20 protein-coding genes are annotated in these 23,798 nt (G+C 63.1%); 17 read left to right on the forward strand and 3 right to left on the reverse strand.

The features are described from left to right. Positions 1–2 precede the first annotated feature (2 nt). A complete protein-coding gene (locus CAP37_RS02190; protein ID WP_086122661.1) occupies positions 3–623 on the forward strand; it encodes a sulfite oxidase heme-binding subunit YedZ in 621 nt (206 codons plus the stop codon). A 15-nt stretch (positions 624–638) separates the two neighbouring features. On the opposite strand, the gene lysA is transcribed toward CAP37_RS02190, so the two are convergent. After that, positions 639–1,937 carry a diaminopimelate decarboxylase gene (gene lysA, locus CAP37_RS02195; RefSeq protein WP_086122662.1) on the reverse strand — a complete coding sequence of 433 codons (1,299 nt, stop codon included), beginning with the start codon at positions 1,935–1,937 and terminating at the stop codon, positions 639–641. 18 nt (positions 1,938–1,955) lie between these two features. Beyond that, positions 1,956–2,147: a lipoprotein gene (locus CAP37_RS22155; RefSeq protein ID WP_143435867.1), complete on the reverse strand. Its 192-nt coding sequence runs from the start codon at positions 2,145–2,147 to the stop codon at positions 1,956–1,958. A gap of 12 nt (positions 2,148–2,159) precedes the next feature. Between CAP37_RS22155 and cyaY the strand changes: the two genes are divergently transcribed. After that, positions 2,160–2,489 (forward strand): iron donor protein CyaY, encoded by a 330-nt coding sequence (cyaY, locus tag CAP37_RS02200; protein WP_086122663.1) that lies wholly within the window; start codon positions 2,160–2,162, stop codon positions 2,487–2,489. Here cyaY and CAP37_RS02205 read toward each other — a convergent pair. Next, on the reverse strand, positions 2,479–4,902 hold the full coding sequence (locus tag CAP37_RS02205) for a penicillin-binding protein 1A (RefSeq protein WP_086122664.1): 2,424 nt from the start codon (positions 4,900–4,902) through the stop codon (positions 2,479–2,481). The two genes, cyaY and CAP37_RS02205, sit on opposite strands and share 11 nt — an antisense overlap. Positions 4,903–5,169: 267 nt before the next feature. Between CAP37_RS02205 and CAP37_RS02210 the strand changes: the two genes are divergently transcribed. The 15 genes from CAP37_RS02210 (at position 5,170) to mlaD (ending at position 23,785) form a co-directional block, all read left to right on the forward strand. Continuing rightward, a complete protein-coding gene (locus CAP37_RS02210; RefSeq protein ID WP_086124776.1) occupies positions 5,170–6,249 on the forward strand; it encodes a pilus assembly protein PilM in 1,080 nt (359 codons plus the stop codon). Further along, positions 6,246–6,869: a PilN domain-containing protein gene (locus CAP37_RS02215; protein ID WP_086122665.1), complete on the forward strand. Its 624-nt coding sequence runs from the start codon at positions 6,246–6,248 to the stop codon at positions 6,867–6,869. The genes CAP37_RS02210 and CAP37_RS02215 overlap by 4 nt, the downstream gene beginning before the upstream one ends. 17 nt (positions 6,870–6,886) lie before the next feature. Continuing rightward, positions 6,887–7,561, forward strand: a complete 675-nt coding sequence (locus CAP37_RS02220; RefSeq protein ID WP_086122666.1) for a type 4a pilus biogenesis protein PilO — start codon at positions 6,887–6,889, stop codon at positions 7,559–7,561. After that, entirely contained in the window at positions 7,561–8,112 is a 552-nt protein-coding gene (locus CAP37_RS02225) for a pilus assembly protein PilP (RefSeq protein WP_179190217.1), read from the forward strand. The genes CAP37_RS02220 and CAP37_RS02225 overlap by 1 nt, the downstream gene beginning before the upstream one ends. Further along, positions 8,109–10,238 carry a type IV pilus secretin PilQ gene (gene pilQ / locus CAP37_RS02230; protein ID WP_086122667.1) on the forward strand — a complete coding sequence of 710 codons (2,130 nt, stop codon included), beginning with the start codon at positions 8,109–8,111 and terminating at the stop codon, positions 10,236–10,238. Before CAP37_RS02225 ends, pilQ begins: the two co-directional genes overlap by 4 nt. After that, positions 10,235–10,801, forward strand: coding sequence for a shikimate kinase (locus tag CAP37_RS02235; protein WP_256926856.1), 567 nt, complete (start codon positions 10,235–10,237; stop codon positions 10,799–10,801). Before pilQ ends, CAP37_RS02235 begins: the two co-directional genes overlap by 4 nt. 44 nt (positions 10,802–10,845) lie before the next feature. Continuing rightward, positions 10,846–11,970: a 3-dehydroquinate synthase gene (aroB, locus tag CAP37_RS02240; RefSeq protein WP_086122669.1), complete on the forward strand. Its 1,125-nt coding sequence runs from the start codon at positions 10,846–10,848 to the stop codon at positions 11,968–11,970. Beyond that, the gene (locus CAP37_RS02245; protein ID WP_086122670.1) at positions 11,967–13,160 is read left to right on the forward strand and encodes a deoxyguanosinetriphosphate triphosphohydrolase; all 1,194 of its coding nucleotides are present in this window, start codon (positions 11,967–11,969) and stop codon (positions 13,158–13,160) included. Before aroB ends, CAP37_RS02245 begins: the two co-directional genes overlap by 4 nt. Next, a complete protein-coding gene (locus CAP37_RS02250; RefSeq protein ID WP_306297820.1) occupies positions 13,157–14,353 on the forward strand; it encodes a CynX/NimT family MFS transporter in 1,197 nt (398 codons plus the stop codon). The genes CAP37_RS02245 and CAP37_RS02250 overlap by 4 nt, the downstream gene beginning before the upstream one ends. A gap of 32 nt (positions 14,354–14,385) precedes the next feature. Then, on the forward strand, positions 14,386–15,087 hold the full coding sequence (locus tag CAP37_RS02255; protein WP_086122671.1) for a transposase: 702 nt from the start codon (positions 14,386–14,388) through the stop codon (positions 15,085–15,087). A gap of 181 nt (positions 15,088–15,268) precedes the next feature. Then, complete coding sequence (locus CAP37_RS02260; protein WP_086122672.1) at positions 15,269–20,047, forward strand: glutamate synthase-related protein; 4,779 nt, start codon at positions 15,269–15,271, stop codon at positions 20,045–20,047. Between the two features lie 36 nt (positions 20,048–20,083). Continuing rightward, positions 20,084–21,550 (forward strand): glutamate synthase subunit beta, encoded by a 1,467-nt coding sequence (locus tag CAP37_RS02265; RefSeq protein WP_086122673.1) that lies wholly within the window; start codon positions 20,084–20,086, stop codon positions 21,548–21,550. A gap of 108 nt (positions 21,551–21,658) precedes the next feature. Further along, positions 21,659–22,486, forward strand: a complete 828-nt coding sequence (locus tag CAP37_RS02270) for an ABC transporter ATP-binding protein (protein ID WP_086122674.1) — start codon at positions 21,659–21,661, stop codon at positions 22,484–22,486. After that, complete coding sequence (mlaE, locus tag CAP37_RS02275) at positions 22,483–23,265, forward strand: lipid asymmetry maintenance ABC transporter permease subunit MlaE (RefSeq protein ID WP_086122675.1); 783 nt, start codon at positions 22,483–22,485, stop codon at positions 23,263–23,265. The genes CAP37_RS02270 and mlaE overlap by 4 nt, the downstream gene beginning before the upstream one ends. Positions 23,266–23,293: 28 nt before the next feature. Continuing rightward, positions 23,294–23,785, forward strand: coding sequence for an outer membrane lipid asymmetry maintenance protein MlaD (gene mlaD, locus CAP37_RS02280; protein WP_086122676.1), 492 nt, complete (start codon positions 23,294–23,296; stop codon positions 23,783–23,785). Positions 23,786–23,798 lie beyond the last annotated feature (13 nt).

Here is a 23,798-nt window from a genome sequence, read left to right on the forward strand (position 1 = left end):
GGATGCGTCCCGCCGGATCAAAGATCAACCGTTGGATCGGGCACGCGGCGGCCAAGCCTTTGGTCTTCCTCGTCGCTGCGCTGCCCTTTATGTGGCTCCTCTGGGCGGCTTTCTCCAACCAGCTCGGAGCCAATCCGGCTGAAGCGCTGATTCGCTCACTGGGAGACTGGACCCTGCGCTTTCTGGTGCTGGTGTTGGCAGTCACGCCCTTGCGCGTCATCGGCGGTTGGCCGGCGCTGGCCCGCTGGCGCCGAATGCTGGGCTTGTTCGTGTTCTTCTATGCCTGCATGCACCTGCTGGCCTACGCCTGGTTCGACATGGAGTTCGACCTCGCCGGCATCGTGGCCGACATCGTCAAGCGGCCCTTCATCCTGGTGGGCTTTCTGGGATGGCTGCTGCTGCTGGCCCTGGCGGCCACGTCGTTCAATCGCGCCATTCGCACGCTCGGTGCTCAGACCTGGCAACGGTTGCACCGCATGGTGTATGCGGTGGCCGGCCTTGCCGTGCTGCATTTTTTCTGGATGCGCAGCGGCAAGAACGACTACGCCGAGGTGGCGGTGTACGCCGCGCTGCTCGCGGCTTTGCTGGGGTGGCGCCTGTGGCGCCGGCTCACCCGGATCTGACCCGCGGTTGGGATATCAGGCCGGTGGCAGCAGACGCTCCAGGCGCAGCTGGTCGGCGGCCGTCTCGCGCGAACGGATGAGGGTGGCTTTGGTGCCACTCACGAGCACTTCGGCCGCCCGGCCGCGCGTGTTGTAGTTGCTCGCCATGCTCATGCAGTAGGCGCCCGCCGAGAGCACCGCCAGCAAGTCACCTGCCTGCACCGCCAGCGCGCGGTCGCGGCCGATCCAGTCACCGCTTTCGCACACCGGGCCGACCACGTCCCAGGTGGTGCTGGCAACACCTTCGCGCGGGGCGAGCGGCACGATGCGGTGAAACGCTTCGTACAGGGCCGGGCGCGGCAGATCGTTCATGGCGGCGTCGACGATCAGGAAGTTCTTGTGCTCTCCGGGCTTGAGGTAGAGGACTTCGGTGAGGCAGGCCCCGGCATTGCCCACCAGCGAGCGACCAGGCTCAATGTAGATGGCGCGGTCGCCAAACCCTCGAGCGTCGAGTTTTTTCAGCAGCTGAGCCCACAGCGCATCGGCCTCGGGAGGTGCATCGCCCTGGTAGTCGATGCCCAGGCCACCGCCGAAATCGATGTGTTCGATGTGAATGCCCGAAGCCTCGATACCTTGCACCAGGTCAAGGATGCGATCCATCGCATCCAGGTAGGGGCCAGACTGGGTGATCTGCGAGCCGATGTGGCAGTCGATGCCCACCACGCGCAGACCGGCGCACGCCGCCGCATGGCGGTAGGTGGCGATCACATCTTCGTGCGCAATGCCGAACTTGTTGCCCTTGAGGCCGGTGGAAATGTAGGGGTGGGTCTTGGCGTCCACGTTGGGGTTGACGCGCACGCTGACGGGTGCGCGCAGGCCCATCTCGCGAGCGACCTCATCCAGCACGTCGAGTTCGGCGCGGCTCTCCACGTTGAAGCAGCCGATACCCAGGCGCAGTGCCTGACGCATTTCCGCGCGGGTTTTGCCCACGCCAGAGAAGATCACCTGGGCCGGGTCAACGCCGGCGGCCATCGCACGCTCGAGTTCACCGCCAGACACGATGTCCAACCCACAACCCGCGCGCACCAAGGTCTGGAGGATCGCGAGCGACGAGTTGGCTTTCATCGCGTAGCAGATCAAATGCCTGCGCCCGGCCAGGCCGCGCTGGTAGGAGGCGAGCGCGGCGAGCATGGCCGCCTCGCTGTAGACAAACAGCGGCGTGCCATGCTCGCGCGCCAGCCGTTCCAGCGGAACATCTTCCACCATCAGCTGGTGGTTGACGTAAGCGAAGCAGGTGGGCAATGCCGGGGCCGGCAGGCCTGAAGTGGTGGTCATGCGGTGAGGGCAGTAGCGTCAGCGAGGTGCATTGGGCGCAGGCGCGCTGACAGGTTTGTCTTTGCTTGAAGTGCCGGGCGCCGGAAGGTACAACGGACCCTTCTGGCCACAGGCCGATGCGCCCATGGCGCCAACCAGACACAAAACCGCGATGGCCATGCGGCGCGATGGGGTCGGACCACGACCTAGAATGCTTTTCAACCCAGACATCCAGGCATTGTAATGACCGATACCGAGTACCAGGACCTGGCGGAAGCGCTGCTTCGGTCCATCGAACTGGCCTGCGACCGCATCAACGACGCGACAGACGCAGACCTCGACAACCAACGCGTGGGCGGCATGATCACCGTGACCTTCGCCAGTGGCAGTCAGATCATCATCAATCTTCAGAAGCCGCTGCACGAAGTGTGGATGGCGGCGCGTGCCGGCGGATTCCACTTCAAGCACAACGGCGAGCGCTGGATGGACACCAAGCAGCACGGTGAGTTCTTCGAGCTGCTGAGCCGCTTCGCGTCGGAACAGGCCGGGTTGCCGTTGCGCTTCAGTTCCTGAACAGATCCAGGATGCTGCGTCGGTCTTCGTTCGCCGCAGGGGGCTTGACCGGCAGATTGGTGTTGGGGTCGTACTCCACCGGGGCTGCTGGCGCGCCTGGCCACGGGTCTTGCAATCCCAGTCCATGCACCCCGCGTCCGGGACCAAATTCCTCGTAGTACCACTCACCACCGACATTGATCACGCCGGACGGCGGCGTGTAGGTCGCAATGTCCACCCCTTTGAGAGCCTCGGACATGAACGAGATCCAGATCGGCAGACTCAACCCACCGCCGGTCTCGCGGCTGCCCAGGTTGCGCGGCGTGTCATAACCCACCCAGGCCGCGGCCACCAGCGAGGGCTGGTAGCCGACGAACCAGGCGTCCACCGCATCGTTGGTGGTGCCGGTCTTGCCGAAGAGGTCGGTGCGCTTGAGCGTGGCCTGCGCGCGAGCGGCGGTGCCAGAGCGGGTTATTTCCTGCAGCAAGCTGTTCATCACAAAAGCATTGCGCGCGTCGATCACACGTTGTTCGTCGGCCAGCGGCGCTGGTTGGGCGGCATAAAGCACCTTACCCTTGTGGTCGCTCACCCGGGTGATCAGGTTGGGCGCGATGCGGTAGCCACCGTTTGCAAACACCGAATAGCCCAGCGCCATCTGCATGGGTGTGACCGAACCGGCCCCCAGCGCCATCGTGAGGTAGGGCGGGTGCTTGTCCGCGTCGAATCCGAACCGAGTCACCCATTCCTGCGCGCTCTGGGTACCCACCAGCTGAAGCACGCGGATGGAAACCATGTTCTTCGATTTGGCCAGCGCTCGCCTCACCGACATGGGACCTTCGAACTGGCCGTCGTAATTCTTCGGCTCCCAAGGCTTGCCACCGGTTTCCCCGGCGGAATAGAAGAGGGGCGCGTCGTTGACCACGGTCATGGGGGTCAGACCCTTTTCGAGCGCAGCTGAGTAAATGAACGGTTTGAAGCTCGAGCCGGGTTGCCGCCAGGCCTGTGTGACGTGGTTGAACTTGCTCTTCTGGAAGTCGAATCCGCCGATCAGGGCGATGATGTTGCCGCTGCGAGGATCCAGCGCCACGAAGGCGGATTCCACTTCGGGCAGTTGCGTGATGCGCCAGGCTTTGGCGCCCGTCTGCACAACACGGATCACCGCGCCCGGACGGATCTTGATGTTCGGCCCCGCCTTCTCCGAGAGCCCGGACTGGGCAGGCTTCAAGCCTTCTCCGGTAATCTCGAACGGCTCGCCGTCCTGACGCACCGCCAGCACCCGGCGCGGGTTGGCCTCCAGCACCACGGCTGACAAAAGATCGTCGTTGTCCGGGCGGTCGTTCAGCGCCTCATCGATCGCGTCGTCGCGCGCGGATTTTTCATCGGGCAGGTCAATGAACAGCTCCGGGCCGCGGTAAAACTGGCGCCGCTCGTAGTCGAGCACGCCTTGGCGCACAGCCCGGTAGGCGGTCAGCTGGTGCTTGGTGTTGAGCGTGGTCAACACCACCAGGCCGCGTGTGTAGGCCTCGTCTCCATACTGGGCAACCATGGACTGGCGCACCATTTCGGCCACGAATTCGGTGTGGGGTCGATCCGGGTTGACCGACGGACGCAGCTTGAGCGCCTCGGCCTTCGCCGCCTCCGCCTCAGCCACAGTGATGAAGCCGTTTTCGACCATTCGGTCGATGATGTGCAGTTGCCGCGCCCGCGCGCGCTTGGGATTGCGCACTGGGTTGTAGGCGGACGGGGCCTGCGGCAGCCCGGCGAGCATGGCGGCTTCGGCGATCGTGACGTCTTGAAGTGATTTGCCGAAATAGATTTGTGCGGCGGAAGAAAAACCGTAGGCCCGTTGACCCAGAAAGATCTGGTTCATGTAGATCTCGAGGATCTGCTCCTTGGTGAGCATGTGCTCCAGCTTGAAGGTCAACAGCACTTCGTAGATCTTGCGCGTGTAGCTCTTCTCTGCCGACAGATATACGTTACGCGCGACCTGCATGGTGATCGTGGACGCACCCTGGCTCTTGGCCTGACGCAAATTGGCCAGCGCTGCACGGACCATGCCGCGGTAGTCGACCCCGTTGTGTTCAAAGAAGCGGGCGTCCTCAATGGCCAGCACCGCATTCTTCATCACCGCTGGAATCTGGTCGAAGGTCAGCAGGTTGCGCCGCTCTTCACCGAACTCGCCAATCAGCTCGCCATCGGCGGAGAGCACGCGAAGCGGCAGCTTCGGGCGGTAGTCGGCCAAACTGGCCACTTCGGGAAGATTGGGGTAGGCGACAGCAAGCGCGATGCCCACGGCCATCAGCATTCCTGCAACACCTGCCACCGCCAGTCCGGCCAGACCCACCACCAAGCGACCGGCCCAAAGGAGTGCGGTGCGTCCGGTCGATACTGACCCATCGGAAGAGCGAGGCGAAGAAGTGTCGTTTTTGGGCATGCGGTCGATCAGAGCGGTATTGCCGATTATAAAAATCGGGACGCCCTCCAATGGAGCGCCTGTCCGGCTTATTGTGAGTTGTTGTGAATTGGCCGGATAAGTGGCTCATGAAGCAATTCACGAAGGGCACCGGATGCGTATGCTTTTGACAACGTTTCACTTTGTCGCAAAAGCAAAAAATCTTTGCTGGACAAAGGGCTTACTGCTAGCATTCAAGTGAATTCTTAAGTTTGGCGCCGCCCGTCGTCACCATTAATGGGGGTCACCTTGATCTCATTGGGATCGTTATTCAACCGTGAACCGGCGCCCTTGCTGGGCATCGATGTCAGTTCGTCCAGCGTGAAGTTGGTGGAACTCGGTCGCAACCGGGCGGGAGACCTCGTGCTGGAGCGATGCGCCATGGAGCCGCTCGAACGCGGCTGGATTTCCGACGGCAACATCGAAAAATTCGACGAAGTGGCCGAGGCCGTGCGTCGCGTGGTGCGCAAGAGCGGCAGCAAGACCAAAAATGTGGCGCTGGCATTGCCGGCGTCGGCGGTGATCACCAAAAAAATCATTCTGCCGGGCGGCCTCTCCGACAAGGAGCTCGAAGCTCAAGTCGAGTCGGAAGCCAATCAATACATTCCCTTCTCGCTCGATGAAGTCAGTCTGGACTTTTGCGTGATCGGACCCAGCGCCAATTCGGTGGGCGATGTCGAGGTGTTGATCGCGGCCTCGCGCAAGGAAAAAGTGTCAGACCGCCAGGGCCTGGCCGAAGCGGCTGGCCTGAAGCCCGTGGTCATGGATGTGGAGTCCTATGCCTCGCGCATGGCGGCCGGGCGTGTGATCGAGACCTTGCCCAATCAGGGCGTGGATTCTCTGGTGGCGTTGTTTGAAGTCGGCGCGTTGACGACGAGCATGCAGGTGATGCGCAACGACGACGTGCTTTATGAGCGGGACCAAGCCTTCGGTGGCGCCCAGCTCACCCAGCTCATCGTGCGCCAGTACGGGTTCTCGTCTGACGAAGCCGAAGCCAAGAAGCGCTCTGGCGATCTGCCCGACGACTACCGCTCTGCGGTGCTCGATCCCTTCATCGAGAGCATGGCGCAGGAAATCGGCCGTGCGCTGCAGTTCTTCTTCACGAGCACGCCGTACAACAAGGTGGATCACATTCTGCTTGCCGGCGGCAGTGCAGCCCTGCCGGGCCTCACGGAGGCGGTGACGCACCAGACCTCCTTTGCCTGCATGGTGATCAATCCGTTCGATGCCATGGAAATGGCCGCGTCTGTGCAGGCCCGCAAGATTTCACGGGAAGCACCGTCTTACCTGACCTCGACGGGCCTGGCCCTGCGGAGGTTTTACCAATGATCCTCATCAACCTGCTGCCCCACCGAGAGGCAGCCCGCAAGCGCCAGAAGGACCAGTTTTACACCCAGCTGGGCCTTTCCGCCCTGCTTGGTGGCGTGATCTGCGGTGCGATCTTCACCTGGTATCAAGGGCAGATTGCTTCTCAGCAAGGTCGCAACGAGTTTCTTCAGGCCGAAATCAAGAAGCTCGAAGCGGAAATCAAGGACATTGCCAGCCTGCAGCGAGAGATCGCCTCCCTTCGCGCGCGTCAGACGGCGGTAGAGAACCTTCAGGGCGATCGCAATATCCCCGTGCACTTGCTTGACGAGCTGGTGGCTCAATTGCCCGACGGCATCTACCTCAGCAGCATGCGCCAGGAAAGCCAGAGCGTCTTGCTGGTGGGCGTGGCGCAATCTCAGGAGCGTGTCTCCGAGCTGTTGCGCAACCTGTCGAACAACAGCACCTGGCTGGTTCGCCCTGAACTGGTCGAAATCGTTGCATCCAACTTTGCGGTCTCCGGCCGTGAGCAGCGGCGGGTGTCGAACTTCAGTATTCGGGTCTCTCTCAAGCGTCCCTCGTCCGCCGCACCGGCTGCTCCCGGGGTTGCTCCTGCAACACCTGCTGCCGCTGGAAAAGTCTGATCAGGGAACCACGCAACATGGCCAAATCGCCCAGCATCAACGTGGATTTCAAGGGAATCCAGGACAAGCTCAAGGCCCAGTTCAGCGGCCTTGACCCCAATGATCCTTCGCAGTGGCCTGGTTTGCCACGCAACCTGCTGTTCGTGGCGGTCTGTGCTGCTGTGATCGCCGGCCTCTGGTTCGCCTGGTTGAAGGCGTCCGACGAAGAGCTCATTGTGGAAAAATCCCGTGAAGTGACACTGCGCGAGGACTACCGCAAGAAGCTTGTGCAGGCGGTGAACCTCGATGCGCTCAAGAAGCAGCTGGAACAGGTGCAACAGTACGTGACCCAGCTGGAAAAACAATTGCCCAGCAAGGCCGAGATGGACGCGCTGCTCTCGGACATCAACCAGGCTGGTCTGGGCCGCAGTCTTCAGTTTGAATTGTTCCGTCCGGGTCAGGTGAGCGTGAAAGAGTACTACGCGGAATTGCCGATTGCGGTGCGCGTTACTGGCACCTACCACGACATCGGCCTGTTCGCGGCCGACATTGCCAATCTCTCGCGAATTGTCACCTTGAACAATCTGACGCTCACGCCTGTCAAGGATCGCGACGGCGTGCTGACGATGGATTGCACCGCGAAGACGTTCCGTTACCTGGATCAGGAAGAAGTCGCGCTGCAGCAAAAAGCAGCCCAGGGAGCCCAGAAGTGATGCAGACCCGATGGTTGAAGCCTGGCACGTTGCTGGCGCTGGCCCTGAGCCTGACGGCGTGCACCTCGTCGAGCCAGGACGAGCTGCAGTCCTGGATGCAGACCGAGCGCAACTCGATCAAGCCCTCTGTGCAGCCGATTCCGGCGCCCACCAAGTTCGTGCCGCAAGCCTACGAAGGCGAACGTCAGACGCCGCCTTTCAGCACTGAAAAGCTGGCCAGCGTGTTGCGCGGCAGTCAGTCGGTCCCGGTGGCAAATTCGGCTCTCATCGAGCCCGAACTCAACCGCCGCAAACAGCCGCTAGAGGCCTACCCGATGGACATCATGAAGATGGTCGGCAGTCTCAACCGCGATGGCCAGCTGGTCGCTCTGGTGAAGGTGGACAACTTGCTCTACCAGGTCCGGCCCGGCAACTACCTGGGGCAAAACTATGGGCGCGTGACCCGTATCAGCGAAACCGAAGTGGTGTTGAGAGAGATCGTGCAGGACTCGTCAGGTGAATGGACAGAGCGCGCTGCGGCGCTGCAGCTACAAGAGGATGTCACTAAATGAACAAGCCAAACAAGGCGACCGGATTCTCAGCCGTGGAGCGGGGGGTGCTCAAAGGCGCGGTTTTCGCGTGCATGACGTTGTCGAGCTTCTGGGTGCATGCTCAGAATGCGATTCAGTCGATCACCGGGGGCGTGCAGGGCGGCGTGGAGGTAATTCGCATCACCACCACCGAGCCTCTGGCGGCCGTTCCTACAGGCTTCACGATTCAGGCGCCGGCACGTATTGCACTGGACTTCCCGGGCGTCGCCAACTCGATCGGGCGCAATGCCATCGAGGTCAACGAAGGCAACATCCGTTCTGTCAACGTGGTTCAGGCGGGTGACCGGACGCGCGTGGTCGTCAACCTCAAGCAATCGGCTTCCTACCAGACGCGTGTGGATGGCAAGACGCTGCTGGTGGTGCTGGATCGCGCGCAACCTGTAACGGCAGCCACTGCGCCGCCGGTCTCCTTTTCTGAGAACCGCAACAGGGACGTTGCTGCCCTGCGCGACATCGATTTCCGACGTGGCGTGGGCAACGCTGGCCGGGTGGTGGTGGATCTGGCGAACAACCAGGTGGGTGTTGACATTCGGCAGCAAGGACAGAACCTGGTGGTTGAGTTTCTCAAAACTTCGCTGCCCGAAGGTCTGCGCCGTCGCCTGGACGTGAGCGACTTCGGCACGCCTGTCCAGAGCGTCACGACGACGCAAACCGGCGACCGTGTGCGCATGGTGGTCACCCCTACTGGCAACTGGGAGCACTCGGCCTACCAAAGTGACAACCAGTTTGTGCTTGAGGTGCGCGAGCAGAAAATCGATTCTTCCAAGCTGACGCAAGGGCCTGGCTACAACGGCGAGAAACTCTCGCTGAATTTCCAGAACATCGAGGTTCGCACGCTGTTGCAGGTGATCGCCGACTTCACCAACTTCAACGTGGTGACATCCGACTCGGTCACTGGCGCCGTCACCCTCCGCTTGAAAGACGTGCCTTGGGACCAGGCGCTGGACATCATTCTGCAGGCCAAGGGCTTGGGCATGCGCAAATCGGGCAACGTGTTGTGGATCGCACCCAAGGACGAGATCTCCGCGCGTGAAAAGCAGGAACTGGAGTCCAAGGCCTCCATCGAGAGTCTGGAGACGTTGCGCACACAGGGCTTCCAGATGAACTACGCCAAGGCCGCGGACATTGCCACTCAACTGGTTTCCGCCGGCGCTGGCGGCGGTGGTGGTGGCGGTGGGGCGAGCAGTGCACGCATCCTGTCCGAGCGAGGCAGCGTGATCTCCGAGCCGCGCACCAACCAGCTTTTCGTCACCGACATTCCCTCCAGACTGCAGCAGGTGCAGGAACTGATTGCCAAGCTCGACATTCCGATTCGCCAGGTGATGATCGAAGCACGCATCGTCGAGGCCGACGACAGCTTCGGCAAATCGCTCGGTGTGCGACTGGGCGGCGGCGTTCGTGGCTTCAACGTCGGTTCGGTCAACGGCAATCAGGTGCAAGGCAACTTTGGCTCCACCTACGGCGCAGTCTCGACCGGTCCTACGCTCACCTCGCAGCCGTTCGTGAGCCTGCCAGCCAACCCGGGCAATGCGCTGGCCGCGTCTTATGCGCTGTCGTTGTTCAGCCCGAACGCATCACGCTTCTTGAGTCTGGAGATCTCCGCCCTGGAATCCGATGGCAAGGGTCGCATCGTCTCCAGTCCGCGCGTGGTCACGGCCGACCAGGTCAAGGCTTTGATCGAGCAGGGCACCGAGTTCCCCTACCAGACCGCCACTTCCAGCGGCGCCACGGCCATCGCATTCCGCAAGGCCAATCTGAAGCTGGAAGTGACGCCTCAAATTACGCCCGAGGGCAACATCATTCTGGACCTGGACATCAACAAGGACAGCCGTGGTGAATCGACGCCCGATGGCATCGCCATCAACACCAAGCACGTGCAGACGCAGGTGCTGGTGGAGAACGGCGGAACGGTCGTGATCGGCGGCATTTTTGAGCAGACCGAACGTGACCAGGTGAACAAGGTTCCCCTGCTGGGCGACCTCCCCGCGCTGGGCAACCTGTTCAAGTCGCGCGAGCGAATCGCCAACAAGTCAGAGCTGCTGATCTTCATCACGCCACGCGTACTGGGGCGCTCGGCCATCAATTGAGCGTCGTTCCATCGTGTTTCCTGGTGGGCCTCCCGGGTTCGGGAAAGTCCACCATCGGGCGACAACTCGCCCGACGTCTTTCGCTCCCTTTCTTCGACTCCGATCATGTGATCGAAGAGCGCCTGGGTTGTTCGATCCGGGAGTACTTCGAGCGCGAGGGGGAGGAGCGTTTCCGAGATCTTGAAGAATCGGTGCTCGACGAGCTGACTCGCGGACCCATCTCCGTCGTGTCCACCGGCGGCGGCTCGGTGCTGCGCCAGACCAACCGCGATCACTTGCATGAGCGCGGCACCGTGGTCTATCTCCGCTCAGTGCCCGAGGAAGTGTTTCGCCGTTTGCGGCACGACCGAAACCGTCCACTCTTGCAAGTGGAAGACCCCCTGCAACGCCTGCGTGACCTGTTCGAGGCGCGTGACCCCCTGTACCGGCAGACGGCGCATTTCGTGATCGAGACGGGCCGCCCCTCGGTGGCCACGCTGGTCAATATGATCGTGATGCAGCTCGAGCTGGCCGGCATGGCGCCCGTGGGCCGGGCGCGCGATCCTGGAGCCGCAGGACACTGACCCCTGGCCCTGCAGTGCGGGACGCACCGCATAAACTCGGGGCCATGACCCCTCAGATTCCAGAATCCAGCCTCGATCAGGTTCACATCGATCTGGGTGATCGCAGCTACGCCATTGCCATCGGCCCAGGTCTGCTGGACGTACCTGACACCTACGCCCATCTGCCCACGGCCACCAGCGCCTTGATCGTCACCAACCAGACGGTGGCACCGCTCTACGCCGAGCGCCTGGTGCGCGCACTTGGCGCCCGCTACCCGAAAATCCACACCGTGAGCCTGCCCGACGGCGAGTCGCACAAAAACTGGGAAACGCTCAATCGGATTTTCGATGCCTTGCTGTCGCACGGCTGCGACCGCAAGACCGTGATGTTCGCCCTGGGCGGCGGGGTGGTGGGCGACATGACCGGTTTCGCGGCCGCCAGCTACATGCGGGGCGTGCCCTTTGTGCAGGTGCCCACCACCTTGCTGGCTCAGGTGGATTCGTCGGTGGGTGGCAAAACCGCGATCAACCACCCGCTGGGCAAGAACATGATCGGCGCCTTCTACCAGCCGCAGCGTGTGGTGTGCGATCTGGACACGCTCAAAACACTGCCCGCGCGCGAGCTCAGTGCGGGACTGGCCGAGGTCATCAAGTACGGCCCCATCGCCGACATGGCGTTCTACGACTGGATCGAGTCTCACATGGATGCGCTGATGAACCGCGATCCCGAGGCGCTCGGGCATGCGGTGCGCCGCAGCTGCGAGATCAAGGCCTGGGTGGTGGGGCAGGACGAACGCGAAGGCGGGTTGCGCGCCATCCTGAACTTCGGCCACACCTTCGGGCATGCCATCGAGGCGGGCATGGGCTATGGTCAGTGGCTGCATGGCGAAGCCGTGGGCTGCGGCATGGTGATGGCGGCACGTCTGTCCGCTGCGCTGGGCATGGTGGATCAGGCGTTTGTGAAGCGCCTTGCCGAGCTGGTTCGGCGCGCGGGCCTGCCCACGGTGGCGCCAGTGCTGGACGCCAGGAACAACGTCAGCCGTTATCTGGCCTTGATGCGTGTTGACAAGAAGGCCGAGGCGGGTGAGATCAAGTTCGTGCTGATCGACCGGCCGGGTCACGCCAAGGTGCAATCGGCTCCCGACGATGTGGTGGCTCGTGTGATCGACGCCAGCGTTCGCCAGCCATGACCGCAGCTGGCGGCGCCCATGCAGAGTGGGGCCTGGCGCCTTGTGCCAGCGACCCGGCACGCAGCCGCGGCAGGCGTTACGCGGAGCCCGAGGCGCCCACGCGCACCGCCTACCAGCGCGACCGCGACCGGGTGATCCATTCCACCGCCTTTCGCCGTCTGGTCTACAAAACGCAGGTGTTCCTCAATCACGAAGGCGACCTGTTCCGCACGCGGCTCACCCATTCGCTTGAAGTGGCCCAGCTGGGGCGCAGCATTGCGCGGTCTTTGCGACTCAACGAAGATTTGGTGGAGGCCATCGCCCTGGCGCATGATCTGGGCCACACACCGTTTGGCCACGCAGGTCAGGACGAACTCAATGCGTGCCTGCGGAATCTGTCCGGGCAGGATGGGTCCGATTCAGGCGACGGTTGGGGCTTTGAGCACAACCTGCAGAGCCTGCGCGTGGTCGATGAGCTGGAGGAGCGCTATCCCGCCTTCGATGGACTCAACTTGTGTTTTGAAACCCGTGAAGGTGTGTTGAAGCACTGCTCGCGCGCAAACGCCATTCGCCTTGAGCAGCAGGAGCCTGGCGGCGTCGCCTCGCGCTTTCTGCACGGTGGATCACCTTCGCTCGAAGCTCAGTTGTGCAACCTGGCCGACGAGATCGCCTACAACGCGCACGACATCGACGACGGCGTCCGCTCTGGCCTGCTCTCGATGGAGCAACTGGAGGAGGTCGAGCTGTTCGAGCACTACCGGCGGCGGGCATTGGAGGCTCATCCCCGCCTGGGCGGTCGCCGCCTGCTCTTTGAGGCGATCCGGTTGATGCTCAGCGACCAGGTTTATGACGTCATCGACACCACGCGGGAGCGCATCGAGGCATCCGGTGCTGGGGATGTGGAAGACGTTCGAGCGGGTCCCACGCTCGTGGCCTTTTCCGACGGCATGCGCGAGCGCAGCCAGCAGCTCAAGACCTTCCTGCTGCGGAATCTCTATCGGCATCCACAAGTCATGGAGACCACCCACCGCGCTCGCCAGGTGGTGGCGGATCTGTTCGAGCGCTACATGGATACGCCTTCGGAGATGCCCGAGGCACACGGGCAGCGGCGGCACCAGGCGCGAGCCGTGGCCGACTACATCGCCGGCATGACCGACCGTTTTGCCATCCGGGAACACGAGCGGCTTCTGGGCGCCGTGCTCTTCCCGTGATCGTGCACACCATCGACGCGCGGCGACTCGCCGCGCTGGTGGTGCTGGTGGGCGTGAGCTGTGCCTTGCACGTGGGCAAGCTGCCGGTGGCCATTCCGGTGCTTCGGGAAGCGCTGGGCATGAGCCTGGTGCAGGCTGGTTTTCTGCTCTCGCTGGTTCAACTGGCTGGCATGACGCTGGGCCTGCTGGTGGGTCTCATGGCAGATCGACTGGGGCCGCGGCGCGTCATGCTCAGTGGTCTGGGACTGCTCGCCCTGGGCAGCGCGCTCGGCGCTCTTGCGCCCGATGTTCCGACCTTGTTGGCCACGCGCGTTCTGGAAGGGATGGGCTTCCTGCTTGCGGTGCTGCCCGCACCCGGCTTGCTGCGCCAGCGCGTGGAACACGGACCAACGCTTGCGCGGTCGCTGGGTTGGTGGGGAGCCTACATGCCGCTCGGCACGGCCCTGGCCCTTCTGTTGGGCGTGCCCTTGCTGGCCGCGGTGGGGTGGCGCGGCGCATGGTGGTTCCTGGCACTGTTGTCGATCCTCGCCGCCTTCGCGCTGGCCCGCTGGGTGCCGCGCGACGTACCGGTCGTAAAGGTGCCGGGCGCCAACGCGCTGGGGCCGCGCCTTGCGAGCACCTTGCGGGCACCGGGTCCCTGGCTCATGGCGCTGGCCTTCTTCCTGTACTCAGGCCAATGGCTTGCGGTCGTGGGTTTCCTGCCCACCATCTACCACCAGGCGGGCTACTCCGGCGGGGTGGTGGGTGTGCTCACGGCATTGGCCGCAGGCATCAACATGGCGGGCAACATCGGTGCAGGCTGGTGGCTGGCCCGGGGCGCTCGCCCGGGTGCTGTGCTCATGTGGGCCTACCTGGCCATGGGTCTGGGCGCCCTGGTGGCGTTCGGTGCCCAAGGCCATCCGGTATGGCAGTACCTCGCGGTGCTGGTGTTCTCTGGTGTGGGAGGGCTTATTCCCGGCACCCTGTTCGGCCTGTCGGTGAGCCTGGCGCCCGACCGCGACACGGTCTCCACCACCGTGGGCTGGATGCAGCAGTTTTCCGCCCTCGGCCAGTTTCTCGGTCCCCCTGTGGTCGCCTGGGTGGCTACGCAGGTGGGGGGATGGCAATGGACCTGGGTCGTCACTGGCGCGTCGTCCGTGCTCGGCATTCTGCTGGCCGGCCGCATACAAGCAGTGTGGAATCAGCGCACATAATTGGGGTCAGACTCCATTTTCTCCGCTGACTTATGGCCCGTTTGCCCCGACTCACCGTACCCGGCTATCCACACCACGTCATCCAGCGCGGCAACAACCGCCAGGCGATTGTGTCGAACAATGCCGACCGCGAGGTCTTGCTGGACGCACTTAGCGACAACGCGCGCAAACATCAAGTCGCCATCAACGCCTACGTGTTGATGGACAACCATTTCCATCTGTTGCTCACGCCAGAAACTGCCGACGGCGTGCCGCTGATGATGCAGGCCGTGGGGCGGAGCTATGTGCGCTATTACAACGACTTGCATCGACGCACTGGCACCCTCTGGGAAGGGCGCTACAAGTCCACGCTGATTCAGACCGAGCGCTATTTGCTGGCCTGCATGGTCTACCTTGATCTCAACCCGGTGCGTGCAGGCCTGGTGAGCGATCCGAGCGAATACGCATGGTCCAGTTACCGCCACTTCTCAGGTCAGATGCAGGACCGGCGCGTTACGCCACATCCGATGTACTGGAACCTTGGCAATACGCCGTTTGCACGCGAGGCCGCGTACACCGAAATGGTGCGTGTCGGCCTCGATGCGCCGTCGCAGCGCGCCATCACAGACGCCACCTTGCAGGGCTGGGCTTTGGGCGACGCTGACTTCATGTCCGAGTTGCAGAAAAAGACAGATCGACGCATTGCGCCTTCACCACGCGGCCGGCCTCCGTCGGCAGTGCACAAGGTCGTTTGATCGTGTGCTTCAGGGGGTGAGCATGACCCGACTTCTATCTGTCCCTATTTAATTCGGTGCAACAGATCAGCCGGATAAAATAGACTCTGACCCCATTTAATATGCTTGGCATTGTTGTTGCAATGCAATATGCTTCAGTCCGTTTTTCGCATTCATGCCCACGAACCGAGAAGGAAGCGCCATGACCACGGCAGCCGAGCAGCAGCATCTCCAGCAACATGGCCTTTACGACCCCGCCCAGGAGCACGACGCGTGCGGCGTGGGCTTTGTGGCTCACATCAAGGGCGAAAAGAGCCACGCGATCGTGAAGCAGGGCCTGAAGATTCTGGAGAACCTTGACCATCGGGGTGCGGTGGGTGCAGACAAGCTCATGGGCGATGGCGCGGGACTGCTGATCCAGTTGCCCGACGCGCTGTACCGTGAAGAGATGGCTGCGCAGGGCGTGAACCTGCCGCCGGCCGGTGAGTACGGCGTGGGCATGATCTTCATGCCCAAGGAACATGCCAGCCGACTCGCTTGCGAGCAGGAAATGGAACGCGCGGTGGCGGCCGAAGGCCAGGTGCTGCTGGGCTGGCGTGATGTGCCGGTGAACAAGGACATGCCGATGTCACCCACCGTGCGCGAGAAAGAGCCGGTGATCCGCCAGGTCTTCATCGGACGTGGCAACGACGTGATCGTTCAGGACGCGCTGGAGCGCAAGCTTTACGTGATCCGCAAGACCGCGAGTGCGGCCATCCAGCGCCTGCAGCTGACCCACAGCAAGGAGTACTACGTCGTCAGCATGAGCAGCCGCACGGTGGTCTACAAAGGCCTCCTGCTCGCCGATCAAGTTGGTACCTACTTCCTGGATCTCGACGACGAACGTTGCGTCTCGGCCCTGGGTCTGGTGCACCAGCGCTTCTCCACCAACACCTTCCCCGAATGGCCCCTGGCGCACCCGTACCGCTACGTGGCGCACAACGGCGAGATCAACACCGTCAAGGGCAACTACAACTGGATGAAGGCGCGCGAGGGTGTGATGACTTCGCCCGTGCTCGGCGAAGATCTGAAGAAGCTCTACCCGATCAGCTTCGCCAGCCAGTCCGACACCGCCACGTTCGACAACTGCCTGGAACTGCTCACGATGGCGGGCTATCCGCTGGCGCAGGCTGTGATGATGATGATTCCCGAGCCTTGGGAACAGCACACCACGATGGATGAGCGCCGCAAGGCTTTCTATGAGTACCACGCCGCCATGATGGAACCCTGGGACGGCCCGGCTTCCATCGTGTTCACCGACGGCCGCCAGATCGGCGCCACGCTGGACCGCAATGGTCTTCGTCCCTCGCGCTACTGCATCACCGACGACGACTTCGTGATCATGGGTTCGGAGTCCGGGGTGTTGCCCGTGCCGGAAAACAAGATCGTGCGCAAATGGCGCCTGCAGCCCGGCAAGATGTTCCTGATCGATCTGGAGCAGGGCCGCATGATCGACGACGAGGAGCTCAAGGCCAACCTCGCCAACGGCAAGCCCTACAAGCAGTGGATCGATAACCTGCGCATTCGCCTGGACGACGTGGAAACGCCGGTGGCTGGTGAATCGGCGCAGGAGCAGCGGATCAGTGCCACCGAGCCACAAACCTCGGGCGTCGAAAATTTCGCTCCCGACTTGCTCGATCGTCAGCAGGCTTTTGGCTACACCCAGGAAGACATCAAGTTCCTGATGAGCCCGATGGCCGCCAACGGCGAAGAGGGCATCGGCTCCATGGGCAACGACAGCCCGCTGGCCGTGCTGTCCGACAAGAACAAACCGCTCTACAACTACTTCAAGCAGTTGTTCGCGCAGGTGACCAACCCACCGATCGACCCGATCCGCGAGGCGATCGTGATGTCGCTGGTGTCGTTCATCGGACCCAAGCCCAACCTGCTGGACATCAACCAGGTGAACCCGCCGATGCGGCTGGAGGTGAGCCAGCCAGTGCTGGATGTCGCCGACATGGCCAAGCTGCGCGACATCGACGCGGTGACGCAGGGCAAGTTCCGCAGCCACACGCTGGACATCACCTACCCGGCCAGCTGGGGCCGCCAGGGCGTGGAGGCCAAGCTGGCTTCGTTGTGCGCGGCCGCCGTGGACGCGATCAAGGGCCATAAGAACATTCTGATCATCAGCGACCGCAATGTCAGTGCCACGCACATTGCGATCCCCGCCTTGCTGGCGCTCTCGGCCATCCACCAGCACCTGGTGCGCGAGGGCTTGCGCACCACCGCGGGTCTGGTGGTGGAAACCGGCACCGCGCGCGAGGTGCACCACTTTGCCGTGCTGGCCGGCTACGGCGCCGAAGCCGTGCACCCCTACCTCGCCATGGAAACGCTGGCCGCGATTCACAAGGACCTGCCCGGTGACCTCAACGCCGACAAGGCGATCTACCAGTACGTCAAGGCCATCGGAAAGGGCCTGTCCAAGATCATGTCCAAGATGGGCGTGTCGACCTACATGTCGTATTGCGGCGCCCAGCTGTTTGAAGCCATCGGCCTCAACAGCGAGGTGGTGAATAAGTATTTCAGTGGCACTGCCAGCCGCGTTGGCGGCATCGGCGTGTTCGAGATTGCCGAAGAAGCCATCCGCATGCACAAGGCCGCCTTCGGTGACGACCCGGTGCTGGCCAGCATGCTCGACGCGGGCGGCGAATACGCCTGGCGTGCGCGTGGCGAGGAACACATGTGGACGCCCGACGCCATCGCCAAACTGCAGCACAGCACGCGGGCGAACAACTGGAACACCTACAAGGAATACGCGCAGCTCATCAACGACCAGAGCCGCCGTCACATGACGCTGCGTGGTCTTTTCGAATTCAAGATCGATCCTGCCACCGCCATCTCCATCGACGAGGTGGAGCCCGCCAGCGAGATCGTCAAGCGCTTCGCCTCAGGCGCCATGTCGCTGGGCTCCATCTCCACCGAGGCGCATGCCACGCTGGCCGTGGCCATGAACCGCATCGGCGGCAAGAGCAACACAGGGGAGGGCGGCGAAGACGCACTGCGCTACCGCAATGAGCTGAAGGGCATCCCGATCAAGCAAGGCCAGACCATGTCCGACCTGCTCGGCAAGGACACCTTCGAGGTCGACTACGAGCTGCAGGCCGGCGACTCCATGCGCTCGAAGATCAAGCAGGTGGCCTCGGGCCGCTTTGGTGTCACCGCCGAGTACCTCAACAGCGCCGACCAGATCCAGATCAAGATGGCCCAGGGCGCCAAGCCGGGCGAGGGGGGCCAGTTGCCTGGCGGCAAGGTGAGCGACTACATCGGCAAGCTGCGCCACAGCGTGCCGGGCGTGGGCCTCATTTCCCCGCCACCCCACCACGACATCTATTCCATTGAAGACCTGGCGCAGCTCATCCACGACCTGAAGAACGTGGCACCGCATTCGAGCATCAGCGTCAAGCTGGTGTCCGAAATCGGCGTGGGCACCATCGCCGCAGGCGTGGCCAAGTGCAAGGCCGACCACGTGGTGATCGCAGGGCACGACGGTGGTACCGGTGCATCACCCTGGTCGTCCATCAAGCACGCAGGCAGCCCGTGGGAAATCGGCCTGGCCGAGACGCAGCAGACGCTGGTGCTCAACCGCCTGCGCAGCCGCATCCGCGTGCAGGCCGACGGCCAGATGAAGACCGGCCGCGATGTCGCCATCGGCGCGCTGCTCGGCGCCGACGAGTTCGGCTTCGCCACCGCACCGCTGGTGGTGGAAGGTTGCATCATGATGCGCAAGTGCCACCTCAACACTTGCCCGGTGGGGGTAGCCACGCAGGACCCGGTGCTGCGCAAGAAGTTCAGCGGCAAGCCCGAGCATGTGGTGAACTATTTCTTCTTCGTCGCTGAAGAAGTGCGCCAGATCATGGCGCAGCTGGGCATCCGCAAGTTCGACGACCTTATCGGCCGCGCCGACCTGCTCGACATGAAGCAGGGCATCGAGCACTGGAAGGCCCGGGGTCTGGATTTCAGCCGCCTGCTGGCCCTGCCCCAAGTGCCCGCCGATGTGCCACGCCTGCACACGCAGAACCAGGAGCACGGCCTGCACAAGGCGCTGGATGTGGTGCTGATCGAGAAATCGCGTGCCGCGCTCGACAAGGGCGAGCGCGTGCAGTTCATCGAGGTGGCTCGGAACGTCAACCGCTCGGTGGGCGCCATGCTCTCGGGCGCATTGACCAAGCTGCACCCCGAAGGCCTGCCGGACGACTCCATCCGCATCCAGCTTGAAGGTACCGGCGGTCAATCGTTCGGCGCCTTCCTGGCCAAGGGCATCACGCTGTATCTCATTGGCGACGCCAACGATTACACCGGCAAGGGGCTCTCAGGTGGGCGCGTGGTGGTTCGCCCCAGCATCGACTTCCGTGGTGAAGCGGCGCGCAACATCATCGTGGGCAACACGGTCATGTACGGTGCCACCACGGGCGAAGCCTTCTTCAGCGGAGTGGCGGGCGAGCGTTTCGCCGTTCGCCTCTCCGGCGCCACCGCCGTGGTGGAAGGCACGGGCGACCACGGCTGCGAGTACATGACCGGCGGCACGGTCGTGGTGCTGGGCAAGACCGGGCGCAACTTCGCTGCCGGCATGAGCGGCGGGGTGGCCTACGTGTTCGATGAAGATGGTGAATTCGCCAAGCGCTGCAACACCGCCATGGTCAGCCTGGAGAAAGTGCTGCCCGCCGCCGAGCAGGAAGCCACCATGGACCGCGCGATCTGGCACCGCGAACAGGCCGACGACGCGCAGCTCAAGAAGCTGCTTGAAGAGCACAACCGCTGGACGGGCAGCAAGCGAGCTCGCGAACTGCTCGACACCTGGGCGCAGTCGCGCGGCCGCTTCGTGAAGGTGTTCCCCAACGAATACAAGCGGGCTCTGGGCGAGATCAACGCACGCAAGGCCGCTGCAGCGGTCACCACCAAGGCCCAGGGCTCGGCCAAGAAGTCGCTGGCTCCGGCCAAGTAAGCCGGCCGCACCGAACACGATTGAAGGATACGCATCATGGGAAAAGTCACTGGATTCATGGAATTCGAACGTCTGGAAGAGGGCTACAAGCCCGTTCCGGAGCGACTGAAGCACTACAGGGAATTCGTGGTGGGACTGGACGACGCCCAGTCCAAAGTGCAGGCGGCCCGCTGCATGGATTGCGGCACGCCGTTCTGCAACAGCGGCTGCCCGGTCAACAACATCATTCCGGACTTCAACGACCTGGTGTTCCAGGGCGACTGGAAGAACGCCATCACGGTGCTCCACAGCACCAACAACTTCCCGGAGTTCACCGGACGCATCTGCCCCGCGCCTTGTGAAGCCGCCTGCGTGCTCAACGTGAACGACGACCCCGTGGGCATCAAGTCGATCGAGCACGCCATCATTGACCGTGCATGGGCCGAAGGCTGGGTGCAACCCCAGCCGCCGCGCCACAAGACCGGCAAAAAAATCGCCGTGGTGGGTTCCGGCCCGGCCGGCATGGCAGCCGCCCAGCAACTGGCGCGCGTGGGCCACGACGTGACGCTGTTCGAGAAGAACGATCGCGTGGGCGGTTTGTTGCGCTACGGTATCCCCGACTTCAAGATGGAGAAGACCCACATCGACCGCCGCGTGGCGCAGATGGAGGCCGAAGGCGTGGTGTTTCGCACTGGTGTGATGGTCGGCACGCTGCCCAAAGACAGCAAGGTCACCAACTGGGCGAAGGAAACCATCACGCCCGAACAGTTGCAGAAGGACTTTGACGCCGTGCTGCTGACCGGTGGCGCGGAACAAAGCCGCGACTTGCCGGTGCCCGGCCGCGAGCTCGATGGCATTCATTTCGCCATGGAGTTCCTGCCGCAGCAGAACAAGGTGAACGCCGGTGACAAGCTCAAAGGCCAGTTGCGCGCCGATGGCAAGCATGTGATCGTGATCGGCGGTGGCGACACCGGCAGCGACTGCGTGGGCACCAGCAACCGCCACGGTGCGGCCAGCGTGACCCAGTTCGAGGTGATGCCCCAGCCGCCCGAAGAGGAAAACAAACCCCTCGTGTGGCCTTACTGGCCACTCAAACTCCGCACCAGTTCCAGCCACGAGGAAGGTTGCGTGCGCGAGTTCGCCATTTCCACCAAGGCCTTCATCGGTGAAAAAGGCAAGGTCACCGGCCTGCAGACCGTGCACGTCGAAATGAGAGATGGCAAGCTGGTGGAAATTGCCGGCACCGAAAAGACCTACCAGGCCGACATGGTTCTGCTGGCCATGGGTTTCGTCAACCCGGTCGCCAGCATCCTGGATGGCTTCGGTGTGGACAAGGATGCGCGCGGCAATGCCAAGGCAACCACCGAGTTCACCAATGGCTACGCCACCAACGTGCCCAAGGTGTTCGCCGCTGGCGACATGCGGCGTGGCCAGAGCCTGGTGGTGTGGGCGATCCGCGAAGGCCGCCAGGCGGCGCGCTCGGTCGACGAGTACCTCATGGGGTTCTCCGACCTGCCCAGATAAGAGACACCCCCGCGCCGCGCCTGCGGTGTCTCTGGACGCCAAGACCCCTCGCTGCGGCGAATCCCGTATCATCGAAAACCCGGGCACCCACTGCCCGGTTTTTGTTTGATGCCCACCGACTCCAACACCCCTCTGGTCGAACTGCGCCACCTGACATTTGGTTACGGCGAGCGCGCCATCCTCGACGACATCTCGCTGACCGTGCCGCGTGGCAAGGTCACGGCGCTCATGGGCGCGTCCGGTGGCGGCAAGACCACGGTGCTCAAGCTCATCGGTGGGCAGATCCGGGCGCAGAAGGGCCAGACGCTGTTCGACGGCCAGGACGTCACGGTGATGAACCCCAAGGCCCTGTACGCCGCGCGGCGCCGCATGGGCATGCTGTTCCAGTTCGGCGCGCTGTTCACCGACATGAGCGTGTTCGACAACGTGGCGTTTCCATTGCGTGAGCACACCGCGCTGCCCGATGCACTTGTGCGCGACATCGTGCTGATGAAGCTCAATGCCGTCGGTCTGCGGGGAGCCCGAGGCCTGATGCCGAGCGAGTTGTCGGGCGGCATGGCCCGGCGCGTCGCCCTGGCCCGAGCCATCGTTCTCGATCCCGAACTGGTGATGTACGACGAGCCCTTCGCCGGTCTGGACCCGATCTCGCTGGGCACGGCGGCCCGTTTGATCCGCCAGCTCAACGACGCCATGGGGCTGACCAGCATCGTGGTCTCGCACGACCTCGACGAAACTTTCCACATTGCCGACCAGGTCATCGTGCTCGCCAATGGAAAGATCGCCGCTCAGGGCACACCCGAAGAGGTGCGTCACAGCGAGGATCCGCTGGTCAGGCAGTTCGTCAACGCCCTGCCGGACGGTCCAGTGCGCTTTCACCATCCGGGGCCTGAACTGGCCGATGACTTTGGTCTGCCCAGCAAAGGGACACGTTCATGAAGGCCCTGCACCCCGCGCGCGTGGGATTTGCCGTGCGCCGCCAGCTGGCGGACATCGGCCATGGCACCCGGCTTTTCTTCCGGCTGATCTGGCTGCTGGGTGCGGCACTGCGCCGCCCTGGCCTGGTGCGCGATCAGATCCATTTCCTTGGCAACCATTCGCTGGCCATCATTGCGGTCTCGGGGCTGTTCGTGGGCTTCGTGCTCAGCCTGCAGGGTTACTACATCCTGCAGCGCTACGGTTCGGCCGAGGCGCTGGGCATGATGGTGGCCTTGAGCCTGCTGCGCGAGTTGGGGCCCGTGGTCACGGCGCTGTTGTTCGCTGGGCGCGCGGGCACTTCGCTCACCGCCGAGATCGGTCTCATGAAGGCGGGCGAGCAGCTCAGCGCCATGGAAATGATGGCGGTGGACCCGGTGCGCCGCGTGCTGGCGCCGCGTTTCTGGGCGGGCGTTTTCACCATGCCGCTGCTGGCGGCGGTGTTCAGCGCGGTCGGCATCCTGGGCGGCTGGGTCGTTGGCGTGCTGCTCATCGGTCTGGACAGCGGCGCCTTCTGGAGCCAGATGCAGGGCGGGGTTGATGTCTGGGCCGATGTGGGCAATGGCGTCCTCAAGAGCATCGTCTTCGGTTTTGCCGTTACCTTTGTCGCGCTGCTGCAGGGCTTCGAGGCCCACCCCACGCCTGAGGGCGTGTCGCGCGCCACCACCCGCACCGTGGTGGTGGCATCGTTGAGCGTGCTGGCCCTGGACTTCGTGCTCACGGCCATGATGTTCAGCATCTGAGACGCACCCATTTCTGCGGAGAAACACCATGCAAACTTCCAAAAACGACGTCTGGGTGGGCCTGTTCGTGCTCATTGGAGCGGCGGCCATCCTGTTTCTGGCGCTGCAATCGGCCAACCTGCTGAGCCTCAATTTCGAGAAGACCTACAAAGTGGTCGGCCGGTTCGACAATGCCGGCGGCGTCAAGGCCAAGGCGGCGGTCCGCAGTGCGGGCGTGCTGGTCGGGCGTGTGGAATCCATTACGTTTGATGACAAAACCTTTCAGGCCAACATCACGCTGGCGCTGGAATCCCGCTACGCTTTTCCCAAGGACAGCTCGCTCAAGATCCTGACCAGCGGCTTGCTGGGCGAGCAGTACATCGGGATCGAGCCGGGCGGGGACGAACGCAACATCGCCGATGGCGATGTGATCACCCAGACGCAGTCGGCCGTGATTCTCGAGAACCTCATCAGCCAGTTCCTGTTCAGCCGCGCCGCCGACGGCGAAAAGGATGCCGGCAAAGAGCCCGCGAAAGAATGAGTCCGCCAAGGGA

It is taken from the genome of Hydrogenophaga sp. IBVHS1, assembly GCF_002127265.1.
Lineage (GTDB): Bacteria > Pseudomonadota > Gammaproteobacteria > Burkholderiales > Burkholderiaceae_C > Hydrogenophaga.

Coding starts and splice junctions, on each gene's coding strand:
- CAP37_RS02190 (WP_086122661.1), top strand. CDS start 3: ATGCGTCCCGCCGGATCAAAGATCAACCGTTGGATCGGGCACGCGGCG.
- lysA (WP_086122662.1), bottom strand. CDS start 1,937: ATGACCACCACTTCAGGCCTGCCGGCCCCGGCATTGCCCACCTGCTTC.
- CAP37_RS22155 (WP_143435867.1), bottom strand. CDS start 2,147: ATGTCTGGGTTGAAAAGCATTCTAGGTCGTGGTCCGACCCCATCGCGC.
- cyaY (WP_086122663.1), top strand. CDS start 2,160: ATGACCGATACCGAGTACCAGGACCTGGCGGAAGCGCTGCTTCGGTCC.
- CAP37_RS02205 (WP_086122664.1), bottom strand. CDS start 4,902: ATGCCCAAAAACGACACTTCTTCGCCTCGCTCTTCCGATGGGTCAGTA.
- CAP37_RS02215 (WP_086122665.1), top strand. CDS start 6,246: ATGATCCTCATCAACCTGCTGCCCCACCGAGAGGCAGCCCGCAAGCGC.
- CAP37_RS02220 (WP_086122666.1), top strand. CDS start 6,887: ATGGCCAAATCGCCCAGCATCAACGTGGATTTCAAGGGAATCCAGGAC.
- CAP37_RS02225 (WP_179190217.1), top strand. CDS start 7,561: ATGCAGACCCGATGGTTGAAGCCTGGCACGTTGCTGGCGCTGGCCCTG.
- pilQ (WP_086122667.1), top strand. CDS start 8,109: ATGAACAAGCCAAACAAGGCGACCGGATTCTCAGCCGTGGAGCGGGGG.
- aroB (WP_086122669.1), top strand. CDS start 10,846: ATGACCCCTCAGATTCCAGAATCCAGCCTCGATCAGGTTCACATCGAT.
- CAP37_RS02245 (WP_086122670.1), top strand. CDS start 11,967: ATGACCGCAGCTGGCGGCGCCCATGCAGAGTGGGGCCTGGCGCCTTGT.
- CAP37_RS02255 (WP_086122671.1), top strand. CDS start 14,386: ATGGCCCGTTTGCCCCGACTCACCGTACCCGGCTATCCACACCACGTC.
- CAP37_RS02260 (WP_086122672.1), top strand. CDS start 15,269: ATGACCACGGCAGCCGAGCAGCAGCATCTCCAGCAACATGGCCTTTAC.
- CAP37_RS02265 (WP_086122673.1), top strand. CDS start 20,084: ATGGGAAAAGTCACTGGATTCATGGAATTCGAACGTCTGGAAGAGGGC.
- CAP37_RS02270 (WP_086122674.1), top strand. CDS start 21,659: ATGCCCACCGACTCCAACACCCCTCTGGTCGAACTGCGCCACCTGACA.
- mlaE (WP_086122675.1), top strand. CDS start 22,483: ATGAAGGCCCTGCACCCCGCGCGCGTGGGATTTGCCGTGCGCCGCCAG.
- mlaD (WP_086122676.1), top strand. CDS start 23,294: ATGCAAACTTCCAAAAACGACGTCTGGGTGGGCCTGTTCGTGCTCATT.